Source organism: Actinotignum saccati (assembly GCF_051265055.1).
In the GTDB taxonomy this organism is placed as follows: domain Bacteria; phylum Actinomycetota; class Actinomycetes; order Actinomycetales; family Actinomycetaceae; genus Actinotignum.
Genome location: NZ_JBOZCC010000005.1, coordinates 45,162 through 70,385, shown reverse-complemented (window position 1 = coordinate 70,385; position 25,224 = coordinate 45,162). Strand labels below are relative to the sequence as shown.

General features: G+C 61.6%; 21 protein-coding genes. 5 read left to right on the top strand and 16 right to left on the bottom strand.

Annotated features, from left to right (window positions below):
* Positions 1-3: 3 nt before the first annotated feature.
* The 8 genes from ACRQEC_RS05700 to ACRQEC_RS05665 all read right to left on the bottom strand — a co-directional run bounded on the left by ACRQEC_RS05700 (position 4) and on the right by ACRQEC_RS05665 (position 7,750).
* The gene (locus ACRQEC_RS05700; protein WP_284890042.1) at positions 4-729 is read right to left on the bottom strand and encodes a hypothetical protein; all 726 of its coding nucleotides are present in this window, start codon (positions 727-729) and stop codon (positions 4-6) included.
* 9 nt (positions 730-738) lie between these two features.
* A complete protein-coding gene (locus ACRQEC_RS05695) occupies positions 739-1,464 on the bottom strand; it encodes a hypothetical protein (RefSeq protein WP_284890043.1) in 726 nt (241 codons plus the stop codon).
* Positions 1,465-1,467: 3 nt separating this feature from the next.
* Positions 1,468-2,220 (bottom strand): hypothetical protein, encoded by a 753-nt coding sequence (locus ACRQEC_RS05690; RefSeq protein ID WP_284890044.1) that lies wholly within the window; start codon positions 2,218-2,220, stop codon positions 1,468-1,470.
* 25 nt (positions 2,221-2,245) lie between these two features.
* Positions 2,246-2,971, bottom strand: a complete 726-nt coding sequence (locus ACRQEC_RS05685; RefSeq protein WP_284890045.1) for a hypothetical protein — start codon at positions 2,969-2,971, stop codon at positions 2,246-2,248.
* 9 nt (positions 2,972-2,980) lie between these two features.
* Entirely contained in the window at positions 2,981-3,706 is a 726-nt protein-coding gene (locus tag ACRQEC_RS05680; protein WP_284890046.1) for a hypothetical protein, read from the bottom strand.
* A 78-nt stretch (positions 3,707-3,784) separates the two neighbouring features.
* On the bottom strand, positions 3,785-4,102 hold the full coding sequence (locus ACRQEC_RS05675; RefSeq protein WP_284890047.1) for a hypothetical protein: 318 nt from the start codon (positions 4,100-4,102) through the stop codon (positions 3,785-3,787).
* A gap of 282 nt (positions 4,103-4,384) precedes the next feature.
* Positions 4,385-7,012 carry an ATP-dependent chaperone ClpB gene (gene clpB / locus ACRQEC_RS05670; RefSeq protein WP_284896182.1) on the bottom strand — a complete coding sequence of 876 codons (2,628 nt, stop codon included), beginning with the start codon at positions 7,010-7,012 and terminating at the stop codon, positions 4,385-4,387.
* 201 nt (positions 7,013-7,213) lie between these two features.
* A complete protein-coding gene (locus tag ACRQEC_RS05665) occupies positions 7,214-7,750 on the bottom strand; it encodes a hypothetical protein (protein ID WP_284890049.1) in 537 nt (178 codons plus the stop codon).
* Positions 7,751-7,875: 125 nt separating this feature from the next.
* Between ACRQEC_RS05665 and ACRQEC_RS05660 the strand changes: the two genes are divergently transcribed.
* The gene (locus ACRQEC_RS05660) at positions 7,876-8,895 is read left to right on the top strand and encodes an Fpg/Nei family DNA glycosylase (RefSeq protein WP_320768951.1); all 1,020 of its coding nucleotides are present in this window, start codon (positions 7,876-7,878) and stop codon (positions 8,893-8,895) included.
* Between the two features lie 47 nt (positions 8,896-8,942).
* Here the strand turns inward: ACRQEC_RS05660 and ACRQEC_RS05655 are convergent, their stop codons facing one another.
* Positions 8,943-12,872: an FtsK/SpoIIIE domain-containing protein gene (locus tag ACRQEC_RS05655; protein ID WP_284890051.1), complete on the bottom strand. Its 3,930-nt coding sequence runs from the start codon at positions 12,870-12,872 to the stop codon at positions 8,943-8,945.
* Between the two features lie 302 nt (positions 12,873-13,174).
* Here ACRQEC_RS05655 and ACRQEC_RS05650 point away from each other — a divergent pair, with 302 nt between their 5' ends.
* Both ACRQEC_RS05650 and ACRQEC_RS05645 read left to right on the top strand, forming a co-directional pair.
* On the top strand, positions 13,175-14,635 hold the full coding sequence (locus ACRQEC_RS05650; protein ID WP_284890052.1) for a hypothetical protein: 1,461 nt from the start codon (positions 13,175-13,177) through the stop codon (positions 14,633-14,635).
* A complete protein-coding gene (locus ACRQEC_RS05645) occupies positions 14,629-16,038 on the top strand; it encodes a type VII secretion protein EccB (protein WP_284890053.1) in 1,410 nt (469 codons plus the stop codon). The genes ACRQEC_RS05650 and ACRQEC_RS05645 overlap by 7 nt, the downstream gene beginning before the upstream one ends.
* Positions 16,039-16,225: 187 nt before the next feature.
* Here the strand turns inward: ACRQEC_RS05645 and ACRQEC_RS05640 are convergent, their stop codons facing one another.
* The 4 genes from ACRQEC_RS05640 to ACRQEC_RS05625 form a co-directional block, all read right to left on the bottom strand.
* Complete coding sequence (locus ACRQEC_RS05640) at positions 16,226-19,534, bottom strand: VaFE repeat-containing surface-anchored protein (protein WP_284890054.1); 3,309 nt, start codon at positions 19,532-19,534, stop codon at positions 16,226-16,228.
* 133 nt (positions 19,535-19,667) lie between these two features.
* Positions 19,668-19,955 carry a WXG100 family type VII secretion target gene (locus ACRQEC_RS05635; protein ID WP_284890055.1) on the bottom strand — a complete coding sequence of 96 codons (288 nt, stop codon included), beginning with the start codon at positions 19,953-19,955 and terminating at the stop codon, positions 19,668-19,670.
* A 40-nt stretch (positions 19,956-19,995) separates the two neighbouring features.
* Complete coding sequence (locus ACRQEC_RS05630) at positions 19,996-20,331, bottom strand: WXG100 family type VII secretion target (RefSeq protein WP_284890056.1); 336 nt, start codon at positions 20,329-20,331, stop codon at positions 19,996-19,998.
* Positions 20,332-20,612: 281 nt separating this feature from the next.
* A complete protein-coding gene (locus ACRQEC_RS05625; protein ID WP_087069974.1) occupies positions 20,613-20,843 on the bottom strand; it encodes a hypothetical protein in 231 nt (76 codons plus the stop codon).
* 85 nt (positions 20,844-20,928) lie between these two features.
* Between ACRQEC_RS05625 and ybaK the strand changes: the two genes are divergently transcribed.
* Positions 20,929-21,438, top strand: coding sequence for a Cys-tRNA(Pro) deacylase (gene ybaK / locus ACRQEC_RS05620; RefSeq protein WP_284890057.1), 510 nt, complete (start codon positions 20,929-20,931; stop codon positions 21,436-21,438).
* Between the two features lie 76 nt (positions 21,439-21,514).
* Here the strand turns inward: ybaK and gluQRS are convergent, their stop codons facing one another.
* On the bottom strand, positions 21,515-22,435 hold the full coding sequence (gene gluQRS / locus ACRQEC_RS05615) for a tRNA glutamyl-Q(34) synthetase GluQRS (protein ID WP_284890058.1): 921 nt from the start codon (positions 22,433-22,435) through the stop codon (positions 21,515-21,517).
* A gap of 3 nt (positions 22,436-22,438) precedes the next feature.
* Positions 22,439-23,749, bottom strand: a complete 1,311-nt coding sequence (locus tag ACRQEC_RS05610) for a C1 family peptidase (protein WP_026428629.1) — start codon at positions 23,747-23,749, stop codon at positions 22,439-22,441.
* A 97-nt stretch (positions 23,750-23,846) separates the two neighbouring features.
* Here ACRQEC_RS05610 and ACRQEC_RS05605 point away from each other — a divergent pair, with 97 nt between their 5' ends.
* Complete coding sequence (locus ACRQEC_RS05605) at positions 23,847-24,716, top strand: HNH endonuclease family protein (RefSeq protein ID WP_284890059.1); 870 nt, start codon at positions 23,847-23,849, stop codon at positions 24,714-24,716.
* A 30-nt stretch (positions 24,717-24,746) separates the two neighbouring features.
* On the opposite strand, the gene ACRQEC_RS05600 is transcribed toward ACRQEC_RS05605, so the two are convergent.
* Complete coding sequence (locus ACRQEC_RS05600; protein ID WP_284890060.1) at positions 24,747-24,995, bottom strand: HigA family addiction module antitoxin; 249 nt, start codon at positions 24,993-24,995, stop codon at positions 24,747-24,749.
* Positions 24,996-25,224 lie beyond the last annotated feature (229 nt).

Here is a 25,224-nt window from a genome sequence, read left to right as displayed (position 1 = left end):
AGATCAGTCGATCCCATAAAACTCTGTCGCCGGTGGCCTTTCCGGACACACCTTCATAACTTCCGGCGTGATTCGGAAAGAAAGCTCACCCTTATTATCCGGCCACCAACGATGCTCCGGATCGGTGTGGAACTTAGCAACATAGGTTTCCCGACCCGGACGCTCGGAAGTATCAACTGTGAATCCATGTGCCGCCAGGCAGGGGATATAGTATTCATCCCAATAATCCCACTGCACCCGCAACTGATCCTCTGTCAAATTCGCAAGAAACTCTGGGTTAAGGAAGTACATCGATTTACATTCATAGGCCGCCATACCTAAAGCCTCCTGCTGCGATTCAGGGATCGGAGGATCAAACAGAATTCCCCCCTGCGGGGCAACCTCAGCGGAAAACCCTTTACTCCGCAAACATTCCGCATTCTTTTCATTGTCCGCGCGCGGAGAATCCATCCACTCAACTAAAGCAATATCAGGTGGGTTCGTAACTCCGATCGTCTCGGCATTACGCTCCAGCCAGCGTTTCCGGAAAGCTAGCTTATCTTCCTCACTTGTAAACTTAGGAGAAATCTCTATATCAGACTTCCATGAACCCGGATTCCATTCAGATGAAGCGGACGCTGCTAATTCACTGTCAGCATTGCCCGCGGTTCCGGAATCAGAACCGCCAGCAGCACAGCCAGTCAGCACTGTAAGGACAAGCCCGAGAGCAGATCCAATCTTATGTTTCACGGTCGTATCTCATTCCACGCCATAAAACTGGGAAGCGGGAGGAATCTCCGGACAAACCTTTAACACCTCCGGAGGGATTTCGAATTCAAGAGATCCTCCGTTATTTGGCCACCAACGATGCTCAGCATCACTGTAAAACGTCGTGGCATAGGTTTCCCGAACCGGGCGCTTGGAAGTATCGACTTTGAATCCATGCGCGGCCAAACAAGGGATATAATACTCATCCCAGTAATCCCATATCACCCTCAATTGATCTTCTGACCAATTGGTGAGGAATTCCGGATTCGGAAAATACTTCGCATAACACTCGTACCAGGCAAGGTCGTACGCCTCTTCTTGCGATTCTGGAATACCCGGGTCAAAAGCGACTCCGCCCTGAGGGGGAACATAGGCACTAAACCCCTTTTCTCTGTAACATTCGGCGTGCTTGGTATCCATCAATTCCACAGAGTTTTGCCATTCAACAAGAGCAACATCCGGGGGAGCTTCAATCCCATAGTATTCTGCATTACGTTTCAGCCACTGCGCGCGGAAAGCAAGTTTCTCTTCCTCCGTGTGATAGCGCGGTGAAATCTTGATTTTCGCTTTCCAGGTATTCGGATCCCATTCAGACGCTGAAGCCGCAGCCACTTCGCTGCCAGCTTCTCCCAAACTTCCCGAATCGGAATTACCGCTTGCACAACCACCCACCGCAATGAATAAGGAACTAAAGGTACACAAAATCCTGTTTCTCATCTCTCACGCCTCATTCCAAACCGTAAGCTCAGATGCTGGAGGGATATCCGGGCACGATTTCCACACCTCAGGGGGAATTTGAAGTAGTAATGATCCTCCGTTGTCTGGCCACCAGCGGCGCTCCGGATAAGTATGGAACTTCGCGACATAGGTTTCCCGCGCGGGACGCTCGGAAGTATCGACAGTAAGGCCGTGAGCCGCCAAGCAAGGAATGTAATACTCGTCCCAGTAATCCCACTGCACCCGCAACTGATCCTCTGTCAAATTCTCAAGGAATTCCGGATTAGGAAAGTACATCGCTTGACACTCATACAGGGATAAATCAAACACTTTCCGCTGTGCTGCTGGCACTGCCGGGTCATAAGTGATGCCGCCTTGGGGAGCAGCGTGCGCCCCAAAACCCTTACCCCTCATACATTCTGCAGTTTTATTATCGAAAAGTTCCAGAGATTTTTGCCATTCAACAAGAGGAACACTAGGAGGATCTTTCAATTCCATAAACTCTGCGTTGCGTTGTAGCCACCTGTCCCGAAAAGCGAATTTTTCCTCCTCCGTAGTGAATTTAGGAGAAATCTCTATATCAGATGTCCAAGAATCCGGATTCCATCCTGCCGAGAGAGCGTCAGTAGAATGCGAACTCGCGGTCTTAGTGGAATTATCAGCAACCACGCATCCCGCAAGAAGCAGCACAAGAATGCACCCGAAGTACCCGAGACGCCAACGTCCGAGCTCGACACGGCCCACGAGTTTTTCCACGACGACACCCCATATCTACGGTAAATCAATCGATCCCGTAAAACTCTGTAATTGGCGGCCTTTCCGGACATACCTTCATAACTTCCGGAGTGATTCGGAAAGAAAGCTCACCCTTATTATCCGGCCACCAGCGATGCTCAGCATCAGAGTAAAACGTCGTAGCATACGTTTCCCGAGCCGGACGCTCGGACGTATCAACAACAAAACCATGCGCTGCCAAGCAGGGAATATAGTATTCATCCCAATAATCCCACTGCACCCGCAACTGATCCTCGGTCAAATTTGCAAGAAACTCGGGATCGAGAAAGTATTTCGAATAACACTCGTGTGTCGCCAAGTTAAAAGATTCGTTTTGTGCTTCGGGAACAGCTGGATCAAACAAGAGGCCGCCTTGGGGGCGAGCATGAGCACTGAATCCCTTAAGCCGATAACACTCGGCGAGTTTTTCATTGCGTTCCTGCGATACGTTTTGCCACGCAACAAGAGGAATATCCGGGGGATCAGAAAGCCCCATGGATTTCGCATTCCTCCGTAACCACTGGTCCCGAAAAGCGAACTTCTCATCCTCCGTGGTGAATTTAGGAGGAATCTCTATGTCAGAGGTCCAAGAATTAGGATTCCATTCGGATGCAGCGGACACTGCCATTCCGCTGTCAGTATTGCCAGCGGTTCCGGAATCAGAACCGCCAGCAGCACAGCCAGTCAGTACTGTAAATACAAGTCCGAGAGCAGATCCAATCTTATGTTTCATGGCCGTACCTCATTCCAAGCCATAAAACTGGGAAGCTGGAGGAGTCTTCGGACAGGTTTTCCATACCTCGGGTGGAATCTGGGTCAGGAGAGCTCCGTCGTTGCTGGGGAACCATCGGTTTACGGCATCAGTGTGAAATGTTTCAACATATGTTTCTCGGGCAGGCCGCTCGGAAGTATCGACGGTAAACCCATGCGCGGCCAAGCAGGGAATATAGTACTCGTCCCAGTAATCCCATATCACCCTCAATTGATCTTCTGACCAATTGGTGAGAAATTCCGGATTAGGAAAATACATCGCTTGGCACTCGTACGCAGCAATTTTATACGCCTCATATTGAGACTCCGGAACAGCTGGGTTAAAAAGAACTCCGCCCTGCGGTATCGCATGAGCGCTAAAACCTCTTTCCCTGAAGCATTCGGCACTCTTATTATCCATCAATTCCAGAGATTCTTGCCATTCCACAAGCGGAACATCCGGCGGAGTTTCAATTTCCAAAAACTCCGCGTGACGTTTTAGCCACTGCGCGCGATAAGCGAGTTTCTCTTCCTCCGTGTGATAGCGCGGCGAAATCTTGATCTTCGCCTTCCAACTATTTGGATCCCATTCGGATGCTGAAGCCGCAGCCGCTTCATTCCCAGATTCTCCCACGCTTCCGGAATTGGAACCACTATTGCTACAACCCCCCACCACCATAAGAGCGACAAAGAAAACGGCCAACATTTTACACTTCATAAGCCACCCTCCTTCGTGATACTTGTGGTGGCGAGGAAGACAGCGCTTCCCCGCCACCACACACGTATGAGATAAGATCTACCAGTCTATTGGGGTGCAGGTAGCGTGGGTAGGTGCACGAAGGAGCTCCGGTGCCGCAGCACTCCAATTACCATTGAAGTGATTAGAAACAACGCTCACTTCAAACCGACCCGCCTCATTGTAAAGCACGTCACTTCGGACTTTTACCACCATGTACTCCGAGGTTTGCTGCTTTGCATACACACCAACATGAGCCTGGTTGAAGTTACATTTCTTGTAGCCACCCACCTGGATAGCACTGGCTGATGGCATAAACGCCACGATTGATAGCAGTGTTGCCGCGAATGCAGCACCTACTTTTCGGATAGTCTTCATGATCTGCCTCCTTTTCACCGTTGAAAGGTTGGGACTTGTGACCCTTAACGACGCTCGAATGAGCACCGTTAAGGCTACGCTAAAGGATGCGTTAATGATCTGTCAATACCTTGGCGCCACTTAATTTCGGCAACCACATCGGGTGCACCGGCATCGCATTTAACGGCACACCTGTCGCAATATCCCACTCAATGGCATCGCTGCCACCACGCTTCACCGAAACAGCAGGTCCGGGGTGTGCCGCTTCGGCACACCCCGGACGTAGATAGGGCAATTTAGTTATTAGGATTCAGTGCTGAGCCGCAGGGCATAGCTACGGCCCGAAGTCCCACCACTGGCCGTGGCATTTTCCCGGGTATCCACCCGGATGGTATCCCCGTCATGAGCGTCACCTGCGAGGATCATGCGGGCCAGCTGGTCACCGATTTCCCGCTGGATGAGCCGGCGTAGCGGGCGAGCCCCGTAGGCCGGATCATATCCGTCCATCGTCAGGTAATCGCGCGCCGCCGGGCTCACATCCAGATGCATCCGCCGCTCACCCAGCCGCTGCTCCAACTGCGTGATTTGCAGGTCCACAATCTTGCCGATTTCCTCCATGCTCAGCGGATGGAAAACAATCACGTCATCCAAGCGGTTGAGGAACTCCGGCTTGAAGTGCGCCCGCACCGCAGCCATGACCGTGTCATATTGGGCCGCCGCATCCATCGTGGGATCAGCCAAAGCCTGAGAACCCAAATTCGAGGTCAGAATAAGGAGGGTATTGCGGAAGTCCACGGTGCGGCCCTGGCCGTCCGTGAGGCGCCCGTCGTCCAAAACCTGGAGCAGAATATCGAACACATCCGGGTGGGCCTTTTCCACTTCGTCAAGCAGAATCACCGAGTAAGGCCGCCGCCGCACCGCTTCGGTGAGCTGGCCGCCTTCCTCATAGCCCACGTATCCCGGAGGTGCCCCGACCAGCCGCGAAACCGAGTGCTTTTCGGCGTACTCCGACATATCGATACGCACCATGGCGCGCTCGTCGTCGAACATAAAGTCCGCCAGCGACTTCGCCAACTCCGTTTTCCCCACACCCGTAGGCCCGAGGAAGAGGAAGGAACCATCGGGCCGGTTCGGATCCTGCACCCCGGCGCGCGAACGGCGCACCGCATCAGAAACCGCCCGCACCGCATCCTGCTGACCAATAAGGCGATGCCCGATTTCCTCCTCCATATGGAGGAGTTTCTCCGTTTCGCCCTGCATGAGTTTACCCACTGGCACACCCGTCCAGGCCGCCACCACTTCGGCAACTTCCTCAGAATCCACCCGCTCGGCAATCATCGGTTCATGATCGCGAGCCTGGCCATCCGCTTCGGCTGCTTCCGCCGCCGCGATCTGGCGTTCCACCTCCGGAATATCGCCATTTTGGAGCCGCCCAGCATCCTCATACCGGCCCTCGCGGACCGCTAACTCAAACTCGGTGCGCAGCTCATCAAGCTTGACGCGCAAATCACCCACCCGGTTGCGCCCGGCCTTCTCATTTTCCCACCGAGCCGTCAGGGCAGCTAATTCTTCTTTGCGGTCCGCCAATTCCGCACGGATAGTTTCTAGGCGGTCGGCGGTAGCTGCGTCGTCGTCCTGCGTTTCAGAAAGATAGGACTCCTCCATGGTGAGGCGATCCACCTGGCGCTGCAACACATCGATTTCCTCCGGGGAAGAATCCAATTCCATGCGCAGGCGGGAAGCCGCTTCGTCAATAAGATCAATGGCCTTATCGGGAAGCTGACGGCCGGTAATATACCGATTCGAGAGCTGCGCCGCGGCAACAAGAGCACCGTCCGTAATTGTCACTTTATGGTGCGCCTCGTATTTCGGGGCGATACCACGCAAAATTGTGATGGTATCTTCCACCGAGGGTTCACCCACGAAAATCTGCTGGAAACGGCGCTCCAAAGCCGGGTCCTTCTCAATATTTTCGCGGTACTCATCCAAGGTGGTAGCACCAATGAGCCGCAATTCCCCGCGCGCGAGCATCGGCTTGAGCATATTTCCGGCATCCATGGCACCTTCGGAACCGCCACCGGCCCCCACGATGGTATGGATCTCATCAATAAAGGTAACGATTTCACCCGCAGCCTCCCTGATTTCATTCAGGACAGCCTTAAAGCGTTCCTCGAATTCACCGCGGTATTTTGCACCGGCCACCATCGCGGCCACATCCAATTGGATGAGCCGCTTACCGCGCAAAGATTCCGGCACATCGCCATTGACCATGCGCTGCGCCAAACCCTCCACAACGGCGGTTTTCCCAACACCCGGTTCCCCGATGAGCACCGGATTATTCTTGGTACGCCGAGAAAGGACCTGGACCACGCGGCGAATTTCGCTATCGCGGCCGATCACCGGATCCATTTTCCCTTCCCGAGCCATCGCGGTGAGATCCTGACCGTATTTCTCCAGGGCCTGGAACGTGCCTTCCGGATCCGCACTATCCACCTTCGAGGTGCGCACGCGCGGTAGGGTAGCCCGCAGTGCCTCATGCGAGGCACCCGCGTTCCGGAGGATCTCCCCCGCCTGGGACTGCGAAGCCGCAATCGCCATGAGGAGATGCTCGGTAGAAATATAGGCATCGCCCAAACTAGTTGCTTCCTTGCCGGCCTCCGAAATCACCCGCGAGAGCGGGCGCGACGCCCCGGGATTTTGCACCGAATCCCCCGCCGAACGCGGCAGCGAAGCCAGCGCCCCGGATACCCGCTCCGCGATCTCCACCCGATTAGCCCCCACAGCTTCGAGCAGGGCAAGGGCAATCCCACCTTCCTGGGCGAGCAGCGCGCTGAGAAGATGCACCGGCTCCACCTGGGGATTCCCCGCATCCGTCGCCGTGCGAATGGCCTGCGCCAAAGCTTCCTGCGACTTCGTTGTTAGTTTATCCATGACAACTCCTTACATCGGCGGCGGCTACCTGTTCACCACTTCGCCGATCCACTCATTGCAACGCAAGCTTTCTTGAGTCTATTCCACTCAAGTTAGAAGATGTGCGGAGCGGGCAGTAGAAAAGCGGCACTACCATCGCCTAGAGAGGCCGGCTGCCCGGTGGCGGCGTCGTCGTACCCGTGATACTGCCGCGACCTGAGGCTATACCGCGACATCATCTTCTTTTTCCTTAATCCAGGTGAGCGCCGCAGGCACGTCACCAACCGCGTACGTATCCACAACCGCGCGCCCGACCCCCACGTAATGCTTGAAGAAATCGATCCACTGCGCGCCCGCGCTCACATCCTCGTCAATCGGGAGCACCCACAGGGGCTGCATGCCGCCCCAGGTGGCAGCCGTTTTATCCAGACGATCAATATCTGCTTGCGGAATATAAAAAATAGGTGTGCCGCTCACCGCGTGATCCAGGCTCGCCGACAGCGCAAGAGCCCCAGAAATCCAATAAGTTTTTGTGATGAGCGCGAGGTTGCGCAATAAATCTTTGCCGGTTTTATCGCTGTAGAGCAGCTGCCCGCCCCGTTCTCGCAGCGGCGCGGCCGGCGCACACGCGGCCAGCAACGACGCGCGATCATGGACGCGTCCGGATTCTTCCAGCCGAGCCAACGCATCCTCATCGGTGGCGGTCAGGCGCCCCTCGATTGCGCGAGAGAAAAGACGTACTGCTGCGTTCGGCTCCATACCCGCTATCCTAGCGGCCGCGTGCCGCGTCGCATATTGCGGGGCCGCGCGGAGCCGCACCGCGGAGCGCACCCGAACCTGCCCGCCTATACTGGATGAATTGCATACCGAATGGAGGAGGAGCGGTGCCGGAAGGTCACGCTATTCATCGTCACGGACGTATTCTCACGGCGCTTTTTGGTGGGGTCGCCGTGGCTGCCAGTTCCCCGCAGGGGCGTTTCGCCCAGGGTGCGGCCCTGCTGGACGGATTGCGCGCCGGGCGGGCCCACGCCTGGGGCAAGCATCTTTTCTGGCCTTTTCTTTCCGCTTCCGAACCGGCCGCCGCGGCGGGTGGCATTCCTGCCGTCGAGCTGGGCGACCCGCAGGCCACCTGGCTCCATATTCATCTGGGTCTTTACGGAAAATGGGCTTTTGCGGGGCCGGGGGTGGCCGGTCTGCACGGCGCCGGGATTCGAGTGAGCCCCACCGAAGATTCGGGGATGCGCAAAACCATCGACGGCGGGCAAGATGGCACCACGCGCCTGGTCGAGGCGCCCACGGGTGGTCGCGATGGTCTACCGGAAGACAATATTCAAGTCCTGGGAGAATTGGCGACGACGCCGACAACCCGCTTGCGCCTCGCCGGGCCAGAAGCGGTTGCCCAGCTCACCGGCCCTGCCCGCTGCGAGATTCTCAGCGGGGAGGAAGTCCTCGGGGTGATTGCGCGGCTCGGCCCCGATCCTATTCGCAATGAGGAGGGTGACCGGCAGCGATTCGTGGCCGGGGCGCGCCGCCGAAAAATCCCGGCCGGCCAGGTAGTAATGGACCAGGCTGTTGTGGCGGGCCCGGGCAATATTTATCGGGCTGATTGCTTGTGGCGCACCGGGATTTCCCCGCTGCGGCCGGCCAATAAAGTTTCCGAATCCCGGTATCGCGAGCTGTGGGATGACCTGGTGCTGTGCATGGGCCGCGATGTCGATTCCGGGATTATTGTGACGATCCCGCCCGAATTCCAGCCTGATCCGATTCCCGAAGGGGACCCGGAGCTCTCGCGTTTCGCGGTGTATCACCGCACCGGCCGCCCGTGCGTGCGCTGCGGCGCAATTATCCGGGAGGAACTCATGGCGGGGCGGCGCCTATTCTGGTGCCCGGGCTGCCAACGCTAGCCCGCGGGTTTTCCGGGGGCGTGTCGGGGTGGGCGGGGACCATGCGATTACTTTCGTTGTGGTTCGCCGGGGCGGACGGGGTCCACACGGTTACTTTCGCCGAGGTTTGCCGCGGTGGGCGGGGACCACGCGATCTGCACGGTATCTGCTGCCGGGCCGATAATGAGCTGGGCTCGTCCCGGAATATCACGGCGGGCACTCACACCGCGATAACGAAAATCTCCGGAGAACAGAAAGACCGCCGGGGAAGTAGCCAGGAGCCGCCGCCACAGCGGGAGGTGGCTGAGGTGCGAGGGCTCCGCGGTGGCGAGGATCAAGTGCCACCCGAGTTCTGCGCCATCCACGAGTACCTCGGCGAGGGGTGCGAGCGGAGAGTTCTGCGGATCAAGAAGTTCGGCATCATCCACCATGACAATAATCGGCGCGGGTGACGAAACTGGTGACAGTGCGGGTGACGGGGCGGGCTCGGTGCGGCCGGTTGTATCTGGAGTATGGGCACGGTCCGCCGTGCTGTGCGTTTGGGCGCGGCGGGCGGCGAGTACCTGGGCGAGGGCTTCCATATCCGCCCGGGCCTGCGTGGCGCTTCGATAACTTCCCGCAATAAGTTCGGGCGGGAGGCACGTGCGCAGATGACCATGCGGGTCAATAAGAAAAAGCCGCGGGAGCGGGGATATATGCGTTAATTGCTGGGCGAGGAGGCGCAGCGCCGCGGTTTTCCCCGAACCCGCTTCCCCAATAATAAGAGCATGCCCGGTAACAGCAAGATCAAGAGTAGCCGGCCCGCGATGGCGAGCGCTCACTCCCAAGTGCAGCGAATGTAACGAAGACTTGTCGAGGCCGCCTCCCACGAGTAGTTCCTGGTAGTCGAGGTGGGTGGGAAGTTCCCACAATTGGGGTGCGGGTGGCCCAGACCAGGCCGCGCGGATCTCGGCGAGGAGATCGCCCCGGTCGAGGCCGGGTGAGTCCGGGGGTGAGCCGGGTGAATTCGCGGGCGGCGCGGTTGAATATGCGGGCGGGCTCGCTGCCTCTGAGCGAGCGGAGTGCGGCCGGGTGGTAGCGAGCAAAAAATGTTCCCCGGCCGGAGTTATCCCCCGGCCCGGGCAGCCCACCGGCACGGTGGCCGCGCGTCGATGCGGGGCATGGGAATCATAGGGATCAGCCAGGCGCAGCTCCAGCCGAGTAGTGAAAAAATCGCGCAGGTGCGCGGGGATCTCGGTGGGGCGGGCAGCCGTTGTAATAATGCGGATACGGCTGGCCGGGCCGCGCTCAATGAGTTCCGTGAGCGGCTCGTCCAGCTCGGGGCGTGCCCGCAGCGCCGACCAACCGCGCAGAAATATAAATATTTCTCCGAAAGGATCAGGGCTGGGCGATGCCCCGCCGCGTGCGGCTTCGCGCGCGCGAAGCATATTCCTCAGCTCGACCAATCCGGCGAGCATCCGCTCCGGCTCGGAATGATCGACCCGGAAACACATATGCGGAATATTAATAAGCTCGGCGAACTCGGCCCCCGAAGCATCACACAGCGCGTACTGCGCTTCGGTCGAGGTATATCCTAGCGCCAGCGCCCCGGCAATGGTCCGCAGGGCTTCATCGCATCCGGCTCCTGGTGCACCGAGCACCAGGAGGTGAGAATCTGCGAGATCAATGTGGAGTGCTTCGCGGCGTTGGAGCAGCGGAAGATCGCGCTCGCCGAGCGCGAGCCGGAGCGGGGCGGCGCGCTGACTCGGTGCATATACCCCAAACCGGGCTGAGGTACGCACCGCGATGAGCTCGGTAAGGTGGCGCGGGCGAGTGAGCGGCTCCAACCAGATCGGGTGGGCCCGCGGCCCGGTCCCGCGCAGCGGTTCGAGCGCCGCGGTAAGTATGGAAGGCCCGTTCGGGGCAGTGCCCGGCCCGGGAGCTGCATGAGTGGGCGGAGCGGCTGGTGGCCCGGAGCTGCGTCGTCGTACCGCGGGGACCTGAGCCGGCCGGGCCGCGAGCGGCGCAGAAACATAAAACCCGGTGAAGCGATGCGGCGCGCCGCCGCAGGCAAGGAAACCGCAACCGGGCTGCGGCGGGAGGTGGGCGGCCTCCGGCGTGCCGATGACCGCGCGGGATTCGTACTCGGAAAAAGTGCGCAGCGCGATGCGGTAGGACAGGTGGGAATCCAGGCCGCGCAACCGGCCTTCGTCCAGGCGTTGGGTCGCGAGCAGCAGGTGGATGCCGAGCGAGCGGCCCAGGCGGCCGATGGCGACGATGGTGTCGATGAGATCGGGGTGGTCGGCCAGGAGCTCGGCGAATTCGTCAATAATAATAAGGAGTGGTGCGAGAAGCGGGCCGGTGTGGGCGCCGCGAGCGCGCGCCGCCTCGTATTCTCCCAGGTGGGAGTGCTGGCCGTGCTCGGCGAGCAGGTGTTGGCGGCGGTTCATTTCCCCGCGCAGAGTTTCCTCCATGCGTTCGCTCAGGGAGCTATCGCGTTCCAGATTGGTGACCAGGGCCGCGGTATGGGGCAGCTCGGCGAACGGATGGAAACTCGCCCCGCCCTTGTAATCGATGAGGACCAGGTTGAGCTGCTCGGGTGAATGGGTGAGGCAGAGCCCGAGGAGGAGCGTGCGCAGCAGCTCCGATTTCCCGGAGCCGGTTGCGCCCACGAGCAGGCCGTGCGGACCCATCCCACCGGCCGCGGCCTCGTTGAGATCAAGCCACACCGGGGCGCCCTGTGGATCGAGCCCGAGGGGCACGCGCAAGGTGGCGGCCGGGCGGTGAGGTGGAGAAGGCGAGCCGGGGAGCTGCGGAGCGGAGGACTGTAGAACGGGTGGCGAGGCGTGCGGCGAAACGGGTTGCGGCGTGAGGGATGGCAATCCGAGCAGCTTCGCGAAACCCTGCACGCCGGTGGAATCCTGCGAAGCCGAGCCGCGAGCCCGGTAGAGCGCCCGGGCACAATAGGCCGCTCCGTCCAGGTCAAGCAGATCGGGTATCCCCCAGCGCACCCCCGCGCTATCGGCAAGGCTGAGATGCGCGGGCTCGGCACCCTCCGGATAATCCACAAGCGCGACGAGACTGCCGGGTTCGGGGAGCGTGCCCGCCTCGCGCTGGGCAGGCCAGTCGCGTGCGAGCTCGCGGGGTTGATCAGACGGGCCAGCTTCTTCCGGATGCGATTTTTCGCGCTCGGTTTTTTCCCGGACATGCAATATGAGGTGGGACGAGGAGCCTGGGCAATCAGCCGCCCCGAAGGGCCCCTTAATAATAAGGTGTACGGCCTTTCCGAGCCCCGCCTCCGCGACGGCGTACGGGGGCAGCCAACTGAGCCAACCTGCCTCGGCCTCAGGCACATGATCGCCCGGGATAATAGCGAGATCACCAGGCGGAATGCTCGCCGCGAGCTGGCAGAGGAGGGCCCGCCCCCAGGCCCAGGCCGCTTCCCCGCTCACCGTGATGGTGGAATACGAGGGCAGGTCGAGGAGTGCGGGGCCGGGGATCGGGCGCTGCACCTCCGTGGCACAGCGGTCCCGCGCCCGGCGGGCGGCGTCGTCGCGCTCCCCCGGAGGATCCTCCGCGAGCGTGACGGTATACGGCGGCGCGAGCAGTGCCTGCCCCACCCGAATCGGACGCGGTGGCGGTGGCGTGCCGCGGCCCAGGCGCAGCGGGAGCACGAGCGGGGCCGGATAGCGGTGCGCTTCTTCGCGAGCGCAGGCCTCCACCATGCGGGCGGCTTCGGCTTCGCACCTGGCCAGGGCGGCGAGGTAGTCGCGCCGCGCGCCATCGCGTTCCCCGGCATTGCGCCGCAGCCCTAGGCCCACGTTGAGCAGCGCGAGCGCGAGCATAAGAACCCCGAGCGTTCCCATAAGGAGAAGCAGGTGGGGAGAGCGCCGGGTGGTGGACGTGAGAATCACGAGCATCACCACGGATAGCAACGCGGGGAGGAACATGACGGCGCTCATTTTCTGCCCGCTGCCGCGATAACACGCGGGCGGCGCGGGAATGCTCAGGCCCTCCATGGCTCCTCCTTTCGCGAGCGCGCTCTCCTTCCGGCACACCCTAGCGGGGCTGCGACTTCTTGACGAACCGTTATCCACAGCTTCGGTACGACGACGCATTTCTCTCGCAAAGAGCCAGCTCGGCTTGTGGATAACTCTCTGGCCTGTGGATGAGCCCTGGTCAGGTTGCGGCCTTCTTGATACCGTGCCTTCACCCCGCGGCTGTGGCGGTGCGGGCGGGTTGGCTGGCGTCGGTTAGGCGAACGCTCGGGTAGGAGATCAGGTGCTCAGGTGATTAGACAACAACGCAGATAGGAGGGCATATGGCTGGAGAACTAACAGAATCACGCGGCGCGCAGCCGGCGGATATTGCGATTCCCGTCTGCGTGCATTGCGCGGGGCAGCGCGGCGAATTCGAGCTGGCCAGTTCGCTCTCACTAACGGCGCTTATTCCAGAGGTGTTGCACCTCCTCGCTCCGGATTTTGCGGCTCCCACCTGGACGGTTCGTACCGCCATCGGGCAACGGCTGGATCCGAGCTTGCCGGTGGCGGAGCAGCTCGAACCCGGAATGTGCCTTTTTATTGACGGGTCCGAGCCTCCCTCGCCTCCGCGCAGCGACCCGGTTCTCAGCCGTATCCGCCATTCCACCTTGCATGAGCGCGGCGAACTTTCCCCAGCTGCGCTCCGCAGCTGTGCCACGGTGTTGGTCGTGGTATGCGGGCTGGGCCTGGCTGGATATACCGCGCGAGCCGCGCTCCCCCACGTGCTCGCGCTTCCCGTGCTAGCCGGGCTCGCGCTCGCTTTCCTCGGTCTTGCCCGCGTGAATTGGGCGCATGCTCGCCGGCGGGAAGGCCCCGGGGCGAGCACGCGGACGCAGCTGGTGGTGCTAGCGCTGCTCGCGGCCAGTGGCTGGGCGGGGGCAGCCTGCGGGTGGCGCGCGGCCCCGCTGGTTTTGCCAGGTACGGGATCGCGTGGGATTACAGCCGGGGGCCTTCTCATCATTATCGCGTTGTTCTCCCGCGCGGTAGTTCCCGTGCCGGGAGGCCGCAGTATGCTGCTGACCTGGGCACTTGGTTTGCTGGCGTGGGGCGGCAGCGCCCGGCTTCACGCCCGACTCGCCGAGCCGGCTGCCCTCGTGATCGTGGTGGCCTTGGTCTGCACGGTCCGCCTGATTGCGCCGATTGTCTTGCGGTTGAGCGCGCCCCCGCCGGAGGTGCCCGCCGCCGGCGGAAGCATGGCGGATTTACCCGCGGAGCACAGCCCGGAAAGCTGGGCCCGCATCCTCACCCTCCGCACCCTGGGCGGTGAAGCCGGCACGGTCTTCGTGATCGCCGCGCTGCTACCGCTGGCCTACCGCCCAAATATTCTCAGCGCGGCCATATGCGGCGCGGCAGTAACTGTGCTCGGGCTGCGTGCCATAAGTATGCGCGCCGACGCCGCGTTTGTACTTCGGCTTGGTTTCTTCCTTCTTCTTGATGTGGAGCTCTGCGTGCTAGCCATGCGGAATCCGGCAGCACACGCAGCACCGGGCCTTCTTGCTTGCCTGGTGGCTCCCGCGCTGGTGAGTATTCCCGCTCTGTTCCTCGGGTATCTGAATCCCCGGGAAACACTGGAAAACTTGGAGCCCCTGAAACTCCTGAAACCCCTGGGGGCTACCGAATATCGGGGCCGCGTCGTGCGTTCCGAAGCCCGGCTTCTTCTCATCCGGCGGGTGGAGATCGCCGAACAAATTCTTACTGCGCTGCTTGGCGCCGGGATAGTTATTGCGATCAGCCCATGGTAAACGTGCGCACTATTATGAGCTCCCGCCGTTTCCGGCGCCGCAGCATTGCCGGGGCATTGTGGTGGGGCCTACCGGCTCATGAGGAAGCTCCCCGCCCGGGATTAGCCGGGATGGCCGGAGCACTTGGGCTTGCCCTGATGGCCGCGGCCGGTACCGGTGCCGCGCGGGCGCTCTCACCGCAACTTCCCGATGGCTGGGAAGATGGCGTTGTTCTCATCGCCGCGGAGAGCGGGGCACGCTATCTCAGTTCTGGTGGAATTCTCCATCCCCTCACTACCCTGGCTGGCGCTTATCTTTTGTATCCGGAAGGCGTGGCGACCCATGTGGTCCCGGCTGCCCGGCTCGCAGATGTACCGCGCGGGGGACCGGTAGGAATTCCGGGTACTCCCGATTCTTTACCGAGCGCAGCCGAGCTGCGTGACCCGTGGCTGGTGGCCTGCCCCGCGAGTATGACCAGCTCGCAGAAAAACAACGCGGAAAATACGCAGGGCACGGCCGCGCCGTTATCCCTGGCGGCCTCAGTCCCACTCCCTGAATTCGGTGGCGCGGTGCTAGTGCGAACAACAAGCGGTTTGTGGCTGATCGCTGCCGAGCAACGCTACCGGGTGGATATACCGGAAGCCGCTTTCCGCAGCGAGTTTCCGGATGTGCCGGTGCTTGAGGCACCACCGGCGTGGGTGGAACTCTGGGCGGAGGGCCGGGCCCTTACGCCGCTCAGCGTTCCCGCTGCTGGTGAGCCGGTCGGGTATCTTCCTGGCATCGGGGAGGCCCGGGTTGGTGACCTGGTTGTTTTTGGCGGAAGTGATGGCACCCGCACCTGGTTCCAGATCAGGTCAGGCGGGGTGCTCGAACCGCTCTCTCCCACCGCCTTCCATCTGTATCGGCTCTCCGAGCACAGTGCCCGAGCGCGGGTATACGCCCTTGATCCGGCAGCTCGCGCTCATCTTAGTTTTCGCGAAACCGGCCCCGGAGACGGCTGGCCTGCTGATCTCGGCGCGCTCACCGCTCCGGCTTCCGAACACGATTCCGCTATCGCTTCGAGCTCAACTCCCGTTGCCACACGGCCCGGCCCCGCGCGGGTATGCGCAGCTTTCCACGCGGGACGCTCGTTTCTGGTACACGCACCTGAATCCCAGGTGCCAGTCAGCGGAGCTGCGCTCGTGGCCGACACGGATGCGGGGAGTGCCACCCTCTTGCAGGGAAGCACCCCGGTAGACATCGCCGATCTTGACCTGCTGCGCCGGGCCGCGAATTGGGAGAACATCACTCCGTTTGAGATTCCGCCCGCCTGGCGCGCACTCTTTCCCGAGCCGGCCGCGCGTCTTTCCGTCGATGAGCTCTGTACCGGTCCTGGCGGTACCGCCCGGACCGATATTGCTGCCTGCACCCGGAATCTGCCATGAATAACCAGGCCCGCGGATGCATTCACCGCCACACCTGACTCACCCAGCACTCGCCATCGCTCATAAACCGCCGCATACTCATTATTTCGCGCGTGCATAAGCCCGGGCCGGGGAGAGGATTTTTCCTCCCCGGCCCGGGCTGTGAGTGACATACGTTGGAGATAATTAGTGGCTGGTTATCCCGGATTTAGCGGGTAGCGCTGGAGCGGGAATTGGCCCGGTAGCGCAGGGTCAGGCCTCCGGCGAGCGCGGTGAGCCCGGCCAGGAGCCAGCCTGCGAGTGCCGCACCGGTGCGTTGCAGCTCCGGAGGCGCAGGCGGCGTAGCCGGCGGAGTGGTGGGCGGGGTGTCCGGTGGCGTAGCGGGCGGCGTCGTCGGAGGTACCGGTGGTTCTTCGAAACGAACGGTCTGTTCGCTATCGAGCGGATCGGTGTGCTCGGAAATGAGTCGGTCGCCCAGGTACACCCATTCGAAAAGAACCACCTCGCGGCCAGCTAAGCCACTCGCATCAAAATCCAGCTTGATACGGGCGCATTCGCTGGGCGAACCGGGAATGAAGTCGCTGGCTTTACGCACCGGGGTGCCATCCTTCCCGAGCACCGGAGTCCCATCGGGGAACATGGCAGCCGTTTCGATCCGGTAGGTTTCCCCGGGGATAAGCGCTCCGCTGAGTTCGCATACCTCATCGGTAATCAGCGCATCCGCGGTAGCGCTCAGAATCTGATCGCCGCCAGCACCATGCGCGCCCTCAGCACCATCGGCACCCGCCACACCATGTGAGCCCTCGGCACCATCAGCACCCGCCGCACCATCTTTGCCGCCGGCATGATCAGCAACACTCGAAGAGCCATCCCGGGCGCGGGTGGCTAGGCGCGTGAACGTCACCGTCTGGTTGGTGTCCTTCAGGTCAGCATGCACGGCAATATCCCGCCCGTCCTGGCGCAGAGTTTCCGTGGCCACCACCTTGGTGCCGGCCAGAGTTGCGGCGTCGACCTCAAAAACTACCTCGACGCTACCGTTGGGGTGCTCGGGCACGAAACGGCTGATGCTGGTGAGCTCGCTGCCACTGGCATCACGCAGCGGCTGACCGCTGGCCGGATCCAGGAGTTTCCCGTGGACCTCGTATTCCTTACCGGGAATCACGTGCTGGTAGGACACGGTATCCACCAGGGTGACGGTGCCGGTATTGGGCGCGATATGGGTGTCCTCGTGGTGCATGGTGGTGTGGAGGGACGGTTCGCGGGTCACCGTGAACTGCTCGGTCACGTCGGTCACGCTGGTGGCCAGCGGCGCCGCCCGATCATCGCCCGCGAAATCGGACACCACCACGTAGGTACCCGGCAGATTCTCCCCGGCCTCATCCTGCTCCATAATCCAGGACGGATCACCCACGCTCGGATAGAAACCGTTACGGGCTGGAAGCACCACCGGCTTCCCGATCTGGCGGGCAGCCGCGCGGTTCTCATCGGTGACCTCCTGGCCTTCCGGGAAGAACAGCAGGGTGTGGCTGAGCGTCTGAGTATCCGCCCCGAATCCGGCCCCGCCGCTGAAATCAGGATGGTTCGCGGGCAGGCCGCTCACCCACACATCATCAACCAGGTAGGTGCCGGACTTCGTTTGGCGAATCGAGAGAGCCGAATCGATCTTCCCGGGGTAGCGCACCGACGTTGTTTCATCGGCCAGCCCGAACGTATCCGACCAGCCAGCCTCAATCCAGGGCGCGAACTCGGCCGGTTGGTCCTCCGCGAGGACTTCCCACACCCAGGTGTACATTCCGGGTTTGCTCACCGGCTCGCTCAATTCTGCTCGGATCGGGCCCGGACCTTCGGCCACCACCGTCACCGACCCGATTTTTTCCGAGCTGGCCGGGACCACGCCCGGCTCGGGAACGGCCGTGGGTGAGACATACCAGGCGGTGGCTCGGTAAGTAACCGGGATAAAGGGACCGTCCTCGAAAGAACCGTTCGTTCCCGGGCGGCGGCTCCACTCCCCATCCCGGAAATTCTCATCCGCGCGGGCCACGAAAGTATCGCTGAGGACCGTGCCGGTATCTACCACTTTCGCCTCAGCCACGTGGGACACCCCGAGAGGCCGGAAGGGGAATTCTTCCCGGGACGTTTCCTCCGGAAGCCCGTAATGATCAGCCCAATCGGCGTGAATATAGCGGGAATTCTCCCCCTGCTCGTTTTTGCGGACCTCCCATACCCAGGTAACGAAACCACGTTTGGGAGTGGAAAGTTCCGCGGTGAGGGTCTGCCCCGGGCCGTTGGCCTGGACCGTGACCGAGCCCAGGACCTCAGCTCCTTCAGGAACGGTATCGCTGCGCTGCGGGGAGGTGCGACCCGCCCAGTAGGCGGTGGCCCGATAGGCGACGGGCACATTTTTCCCCTTCACCTGGGTCCATTTCCCGTCCCCGTAATCCTCCTTGACGGCGGTGGTGAGGGTATCGCTAATAACGCCGTCGGTATTAATAGGACGGGTACTGACCTTCGAGGTGCCCAACGGCTGGAAATCATAAATAACTTCCCAGGTGCGGCCCGGAACATTGCGAGTGAGAGGATCGCTGACCGGCCGGTGGCCGTAAGTGATGGTGTCCTGAACAGTGCCATCAGCACCGAAAATAGTCAGGGTGGTGCGAACCGGGGTATCGAAAACGGCTGTGTAGCTCACCTGGCCATTCCCGGTGGCCGACCACGCCAGCTCCAGCGGCTTACTATCGGTCACCCCGCTCCAGGTTGCGCTTCCGCTCGCGTCAAAAACCGCCGGGCCGCTGAGGGTAATAACCACGGGAATTCCGGGCAGCCACGCCTCCGAATCATCCGGGTGCACGCCGATACCGCGGATGGTACCGCTGCGCTCCCCCTCACCTTCCACGATTCCGCTCACGTAGCCGACGGCGGCGCTGGCGCGAGCTTCCCGCACGTAGCTTTGAGCCCGCTCCTCAATATCGGGACGCTGGGTGCGCACCGCCTGCACCAATTCGTTCACGGTCTCTTGGGCCCGCCCCGGACGCCCCGGGTATTCCTTTTCGAAATTAACGTGGATGAGGTAGCTCAACGCAGCCAGGTTGAAGTCATCCGTGGTATTTCCTTCATAGCGATTGAGCAGCCAGGCCATTTGCGGGGTGCTCAGCTGCAATTCCCCCGGCCCGAGCGCCCGGGATTCAGTAAGGGTCGTAATATCGACCATTTCCCCGGGGCCAGGATCAGCATATTTCGCTTGGATACACCAAATGGGATAGCCCTCCACCGCCACCCCGTTAATTGATTGTGTTTCCGCGTAATGCGGGCCGAGGCGGAGATGGCCAACAATATTCACCCCTTTAATTTCGATGCCGCGGCCAACAGAATGATCCCAATCGGCGCGCGCTCCTGCGCCGCCGAACAGACCGGCGCCCGCCAGAGCGAACACCATGAGAAAAGCAAGAAATACCCGAATCACATGTGGGGTGGGTTTCGGGCCCGTGGTTATTGCCATGGTGGATACGAGTCCTTTCACAATATTATTTTTTGCATGACGAAATAGAGCCATGTTGAAGCTGCATGCACGGCGAATGCGCATGCATAACGAACGCAGGGCGGGCGGAAATGCGGCGGAAAAACCGCCGCTAACAGCCACTAACCGCCGCGCCCTACCCGAAGAGGCGAGCCACCGCCCGGTCAGCCGCGCGATAGTTCTGCGAAGCGCATTCCACCTGCTGGCCAATGCGCGCGTAAATGTCATTCAGGGAGCGGGCCGCAGCATGCCACCGCGTTTGCGCGGCTTCGTAGGCTGCCTGAGACTGCCCGTCCCAATCCACCATCGCGGTGCGTATCCGCGCATCGAGCTGCGCGAGCACCCCCTCGATGCGAGAAGCGTGGGCAGCCATATCAGCCGCCCCCGCGGAGAGTTCCCCAAAATGAGCACGAACTTCTGTCATATCAATCCTTTCTATAAGTACGCGGATACCCCCGGCGCTATTACGCCGCCGGCAGATCCCCGACCAAAGCGGCCATGCGGGAAAAATCCGCGCGGGTGGCCGCATCCGTTTCAGCGACGGTGGCATCCGCGCGGCCCAGGCGCGCCCCGTAATCAGCCAGCAAAGCCAGCAGTTTTTCGCTGACCGCCCGGTATTCCTCCAGCGCAGCGGCGAAAGCTACCGGAGCGGTACCCCGCCAGCCGGCATGCCAAGCGGCAATGCGGTCCATAGTTGAGTGCAGATGAGCGCGCAAATCCTCCTGAGCCTGGGTAACAAGCGCGCGGACGGTGAGAATCGAATCATGAGCGACCCGCAATTGTGCGGTGGATACAGCCATACATCCCCCTGAGGTACGTAGGTGGTGGTGCGCGGGTGGTGAGAGTTCCGCGCTTCGGACGCCGGCCGGTGAGGACCGGTGTTCCCATAGTGGCTGATAAAAGTGGTGCTTGTCGAGAGGGGAAAAATGTTATCCACAGGCACGAGCCCCGCGGGCGTGTCACCCACAGGCAGACCGGCTTTCACCGGCCCGATGCGCCCGTGCCCGGCGGCGCCGTCGTACCTCACTACCCCGTTTTAGGGCGACGACGCCGCGCCGCTTCCGCGGCGGCCTATCCGGCGCTACAGGAAATAAGCCACCAGAGCGACCATCGAAATAACAAAAGCGATGCCGATAATGGTGGCGCGTTGCCAGAAGAGGCGGCGGCGCGGGTAGTAGCTCTGGCCGGGCTGGTAGCCGCCGAAATCGTAGCCGCCGCTCAGTTCTTCTTCGGATTCGATAGCGGGATCTTCCCCGGTGGCACTGCCGCGCTGCTGGTCATCATGCCGGCGGCCGAATTGGCGTTTCCTCACGGTTTCCTCCGTCTCCGGGTGGCTGGCTCCCGGTAGGAATATGGTAGTGCATCCATATGAACATGAGGGCTACTATCCTGGACGTATGTCGTCGAAGAAAAATAAGCCGGCCGGGACTCCGGCCCTCCTCGCCCTGGAGAAAGCCGGCGTGGAGTTCACGATTCTTGAGTACGAACAAAGTTTGCATCACGAGCACGGATTCGCCCTCGATTCCGCCGCTGAGCTGGGGATGGATCCCCATGTTATATTCAAAACCCTGCTGGCGCGGGTGGATGGGAAGGCGGTGTGCGCGGTGGTGCCTGCTGCCGCCATGCTCAATCTCAAGTCCCTGGCGAAGGCGGCCGGCGGCAAAAAGGCCGCGATGATGGATCCGCACGATGCCGAGAAACTCACCGGCTACGTGACCGGGGGAATTTCGCCGCTGGGTCAAAAACAGCGCAGCCCGATTTTCATTGATGCCTCGGCGCGCGAGCTGGAGGCGATGGTGGTCTCGGGTGGAAAACGCGGACTCTCGGTGCGGCTCGCTCCGGCGGATCTAGCGGCCGCGGCCCGCGCGACATTCGCGCCGGTGGCTGATTTTAGCCGGCACACTTAGGCCGAACCGGGGCCCAGCGGGCCGGGGGCGCGGCGGCTCAGCGGCGCGGCACCGCTCGCGTGCTCATACGGCCCGCTTACTCAGCCGGCCCGCCTTCGAGGGCCGCCACGTCCACATACCAGGGCCCGCGACGCAGCTCCCGAATATCCAACTGCTCGGCGAAGTCCGCGGCCGTGCGCACCTCCAGCCCCAGCGAACGCCCGATGAGCGCCAGCACATCAGCTGCGCTCCAGCCGTATTCCGCGAGCGCCCGCATGGTCACGGCCCCATCGCGTTTGGCCAGGCGCGCGCCGGCCTGGTTGAGCACCATGGGCACATGCCAATATTCCGGGGTAGGCGCCCCGAGCAAACGCTGCAAATACACCTGCCGGGGCGTGGAGGGCGCCAAATCCGCCCCGCGCGTGACCTGGGTAATATGCTCAAGCGCATCATCCACCACGGAGGCAAAATTGTAGGCGTACCGACCATCGCCACGCCGAATCACAAAATCGTCGACGACGCCGCTCACCTGCCCGCACACCTCATCGTGAATAGTCAGTTCTTTCACCTCGGTGCGCAGCCGCAGGGCCGGCTGGCGGCCCACCGCGGCGAGCTTGGCGCGCCCGGCCCGACGGCCGGCCGCGCTCAGGTCCCGGCAGGTGCCCGGGTATACCCCGGGCGCCCCGTGGGGCGCCCGGGCGGCATCGGCTAAATCACGCCGAGTGCAATAGCACTCGTAGAGCAGTCCGCGTTCCCACAGGGACGCGAAGGCGGCGTCGTACCCCGCGATGCGTTGGGATTGGATCTGGACCGGGCCGTCCCAGGTGATGCCGAGGGCGCGCAGGTCCGCGAGCTGGCGCTCCTGGAACTGCGGGCGGGACCGTTCGTCCATATCCTCCACGCGCATGAGGAAGCCGCGCCCGCTGCGCCGGGCCAGAGCCCAGGCGAGGAGCGCGGTGCGGAGATTCCCGAGGTGCAGATCTCCGCTCGGCGAGGGTGCGTACCGGCCGTACTCCACGGCTTAGGCCAGCGAACCCATCGGATCCCAAGCGGGCAGCACTTCCGGTTCGGTTTCCAGCGCGGCCAGCAGCTCGGCGGAGAGGCGATCCTTGGTGACCGCAACTTCGAAAACGTGCTGGTCGAACCAGGAATCGTTCATGGTCCAGAAGCCCTTATCGGCGTGCTCATCGCCCCAGGAGTTTTCGATGCGCCAGCGGCGCGGGCTGCCATCTTCACGCAGATCAACACCGGTGAACACCATGGCGTGCGTCATCATCGCTTCACCGTAGTAGAGCTCATCGGCCTTCGAGAGCGCCAGGTCAATCCCGTAGGTGCCTTCGTAATCGTAGAGCTGGCCGTCCCAAATACCGCGTTCGCGATCCGACTGCTTGCCCGTATCGCACCCCATCCACACGGGCTGGCCGTCCTTGAGGGTGGCGATGGTGGCTTCGCGGATAACCTCGATGGGCACATTGAGGTAGGTGACCGGCTTGGCGCCCACCACATTCCCGAGGCGATCCACGGTGTAAAGCTTGCCGTACTCATTACGCGGATCGTTGACGATGCACACGTACTGGTCCAGATCCGGCAGGTACTTCTGGGCGAATTCCACCGGGGTCATCTTCCCTTCGCGGTGGAAGTTCCCTTCCTCATCTTCGTACTGCCATACAAAGCTTTCCGGCGGGGTGCCCAGGTGAATTGCGAGCACCCGGTAGACCTGCCCCATGAACTTTTCGCGCACGGCTTCACGCTGGCCGGCTTCCGCTTCGCGAATATCGTGGGCGGCGCGGCGCAGCAGCATTTCCAGGGTGCGGTTCATGAGCTGGGTATTGGAGGAGGATTCCGTTTCCGGCATCGCGAACTTCGGGCAGGCCCCGTACTTCTCCACCAGGGCCACGAACATATTCCACTGCCCGCCGTCCCCGATGGGATCGGAAAGCAGGTAGTGGACGGTGCGGTCATCAACCGGGCGGTCCGCCAGCTCAATCATGGAGGTGAGGAAATAATTGGCCTTTTCCAGCTTGTCGTAGAAATGCTGGAAGGACTGGGAGAACTCGAAGTTCTTCAGGCCGGTGGCGCGATTGACGAGCATCTTCAGCGAGCTGAGCCCGGAGAAAAGCCAGCAGCGCCCGGACTTCTTCTGGTTATTCACCTTCCAGGTGTCCACCTTCACCGACATGGACGGATCAATCGCGTTAATAACATCGCGATCCTGCGCAACCTTCGTGATCGAGGTCTGGGTGACGGCGTTCTGGACGATGCGAGCGGTGCGATCCGCCGCGAAATCCTCCGCAAACTTCTTCACCATATCGGTCTCAAGTGCCTGGGCCATTCATAACTCCTTCATTGTCGTAACTGTGCCAAGGTCCCTCACTATGCTACCTTGCAGGCGCAGGCCCGCCACGGGCATGCGTCCCGAAAGGTTATGTATGCGTTTTTCGATTGGTCGTTTCAGTGCTTCCGAGCGCGCATCCGGCGCTTCTGGGAACCGCGCCCGCACTCCCGGCGCTTCCGATGCTTCCGAGCGCGCATCCGGCGCTACCGGCCGTGATGCACGCGTGCCTTCGCCGCACCGGCGCATGTGGAACGTGATCGCCGCCCTGCTGGTGGTCCTCGCGGTGGCGCTCATCCAGTTGTGGCGTGCTGATTCGGATTCCGCGCCGAATTCCGGTGGTGCTGGCGGCACGAGCGGCGCGACAGGCGGCGTGAGCGGCGGCGAACTCACCGCGTCCGAGGCACTTTCCGCCTTGAGCGAGCTACCCGGGGGCCGCCCCGATTCCGGACGCGGTTATTCCCGTGCCGAGTTCGGCCTGGGAGATGGCTGGCCCGATACCGACGGAGACGGCTGCACGGTGCGTAACGAAGTGCTGCGCCGCGATCTCGCGGGAGTCACCTTTTGGTCGGGGAAGTCCACGCCGCCCGGCTGCGTCGTCGCCACTGGAACTCTCCGCGACCCGTATAGCGGAACGGTGATTTCTTTTGACCGTGCCCGTGCGCCCGAGGCGGTGACCATTGATCATGTTGTCGCGCTTTACGATGCGTGGCGGGCCGGGGCACAGGACTGGGACGCGGATACGCGCGCGCAATTCGCCACCGACCCGCTCAATTTGCTCGCGGTTTCCGGAGCGGCGAATAAGGAGAAGGGGCACGCCACCGCCGCGCAGTGGTTGCCGGATAACCCGGCTTTTGTGTGCGAATACGCCGCGCGGCAGGTGGCGGTCAAGCGTGCCTACGGGCTTCGGGTCGACGACGACGAACGTCACGCCCTGCACGAGGTGCTATCCGATTGCGTCCGGTAAACCGAGGTTGCGGGTGGGTCTAGCTCTGGCTTACTCGGGCAGGGCCTGCTCGTAGTGGCTTTGGAGATTGAGCCAGAATTGCTCAGTGGTGCCGAAGAATCCGCTGAGCCGCCGCGCAATATCCGCGGTAATCCGGCCTTGCCCCCGAATAATCTCGTGGATACGGGATGCGGGAATTTTCGCGGATTTCGCGAGTGCTTCAGGGGCGATACCCATCGGTACCAGGAACTCTTCGTTGAGGATTTCTCCCGGATGAATCAGGGCGATTGTGTCGGTCATGATGCCTCCCTGGGCTGGGTGGATACGGTGCCTTCGCGCGGCGATGCGGCGAGCGGCTGCGGGTCACGAACGCAGCGCGATCACGCAACAGCTACCGCAAGCCTATCCGGTTATTTGCCCGGCGTCACGGGCTTAAAATGCGCCTCCGCGACGCTTCGGGTGCGCAAAGTGCAACCTGAGAACAGCGGCGCCCACAGGGTGCAACCTCACGACATCAAAACAATTTCTT

Excerpts from the sequence above, each read along its gene's own strand:
- ACRQEC_RS05655 (WP_284890051.1), bottom strand. The coding sequence starts at position 12,872 with ATGGAGGGCCTGAGCATTCCCGCGCCGCCCGCGTGTTATCGCGGCAGC.
- ACRQEC_RS05680 (WP_284890046.1), bottom strand. The coding sequence starts at position 3,706 with ATGAAGTGTAAAATGTTGGCCGTTTTCTTTGTCGCTCTTATGGTGGTG.
- ACRQEC_RS05630 (WP_284890056.1), bottom strand. The coding sequence starts at position 20,331 with ATGGCTGTATCCACCGCACAATTGCGGGTCGCTCATGATTCGATTCTC.
- ACRQEC_RS05605 (WP_284890059.1), top strand. The coding sequence starts at position 23,847 with ATGCGTTTTTCGATTGGTCGTTTCAGTGCTTCCGAGCGCGCATCCGGC.
- ACRQEC_RS05600 (WP_284890060.1), bottom strand. The coding sequence starts at position 24,995 with ATGACCGACACAATCGCCCTGATTCATCCGGGAGAAATCCTCAACGAA.
- ACRQEC_RS05675 (WP_284890047.1), bottom strand. The coding sequence starts at position 4,102 with ATGAAGACTATCCGAAAAGTAGGTGCTGCATTCGCGGCAACACTGCTA.
- ACRQEC_RS05650 (WP_284890052.1), top strand. The coding sequence starts at position 13,175 with ATGGCTGGAGAACTAACAGAATCACGCGGCGCGCAGCCGGCGGATATT.
- ACRQEC_RS05610 (WP_026428629.1), bottom strand. The coding sequence starts at position 23,749 with ATGGCCCAGGCACTTGAGACCGATATGGTGAAGAAGTTTGCGGAGGAT.
- ACRQEC_RS05695 (WP_284890043.1), bottom strand. The coding sequence starts at position 1,464 with ATGAGAAACAGGATTTTGTGTACCTTTAGTTCCTTATTCATTGCGGTG.
- ybaK (WP_284890057.1), top strand. The coding sequence starts at position 20,929 with ATGTCGTCGAAGAAAAATAAGCCGGCCGGGACTCCGGCCCTCCTCGCC.
- clpB (WP_284896182.1), bottom strand. The coding sequence starts at position 7,012 with ATGGATAAACTAACAACGAAGTCGCAGGAAGCTTTGGCGCAGGCCATT.
- ACRQEC_RS05635 (WP_284890055.1), bottom strand. The coding sequence starts at position 19,955 with ATGACAGAAGTTCGTGCTCATTTTGGGGAACTCTCCGCGGGGGCGGCT.
- ACRQEC_RS05645 (WP_284890053.1), top strand. The coding sequence starts at position 14,629 with ATGGTAAACGTGCGCACTATTATGAGCTCCCGCCGTTTCCGGCGCCGC.
- ACRQEC_RS05685 (WP_284890045.1), bottom strand. The coding sequence starts at position 2,971 with ATGAAACATAAGATTGGATCTGCTCTCGGACTTGTATTTACAGTACTG.
- ACRQEC_RS05665 (WP_284890049.1), bottom strand. The coding sequence starts at position 7,750 with ATGGAGCCGAACGCAGCAGTACGTCTTTTCTCTCGCGCAATCGAGGGG.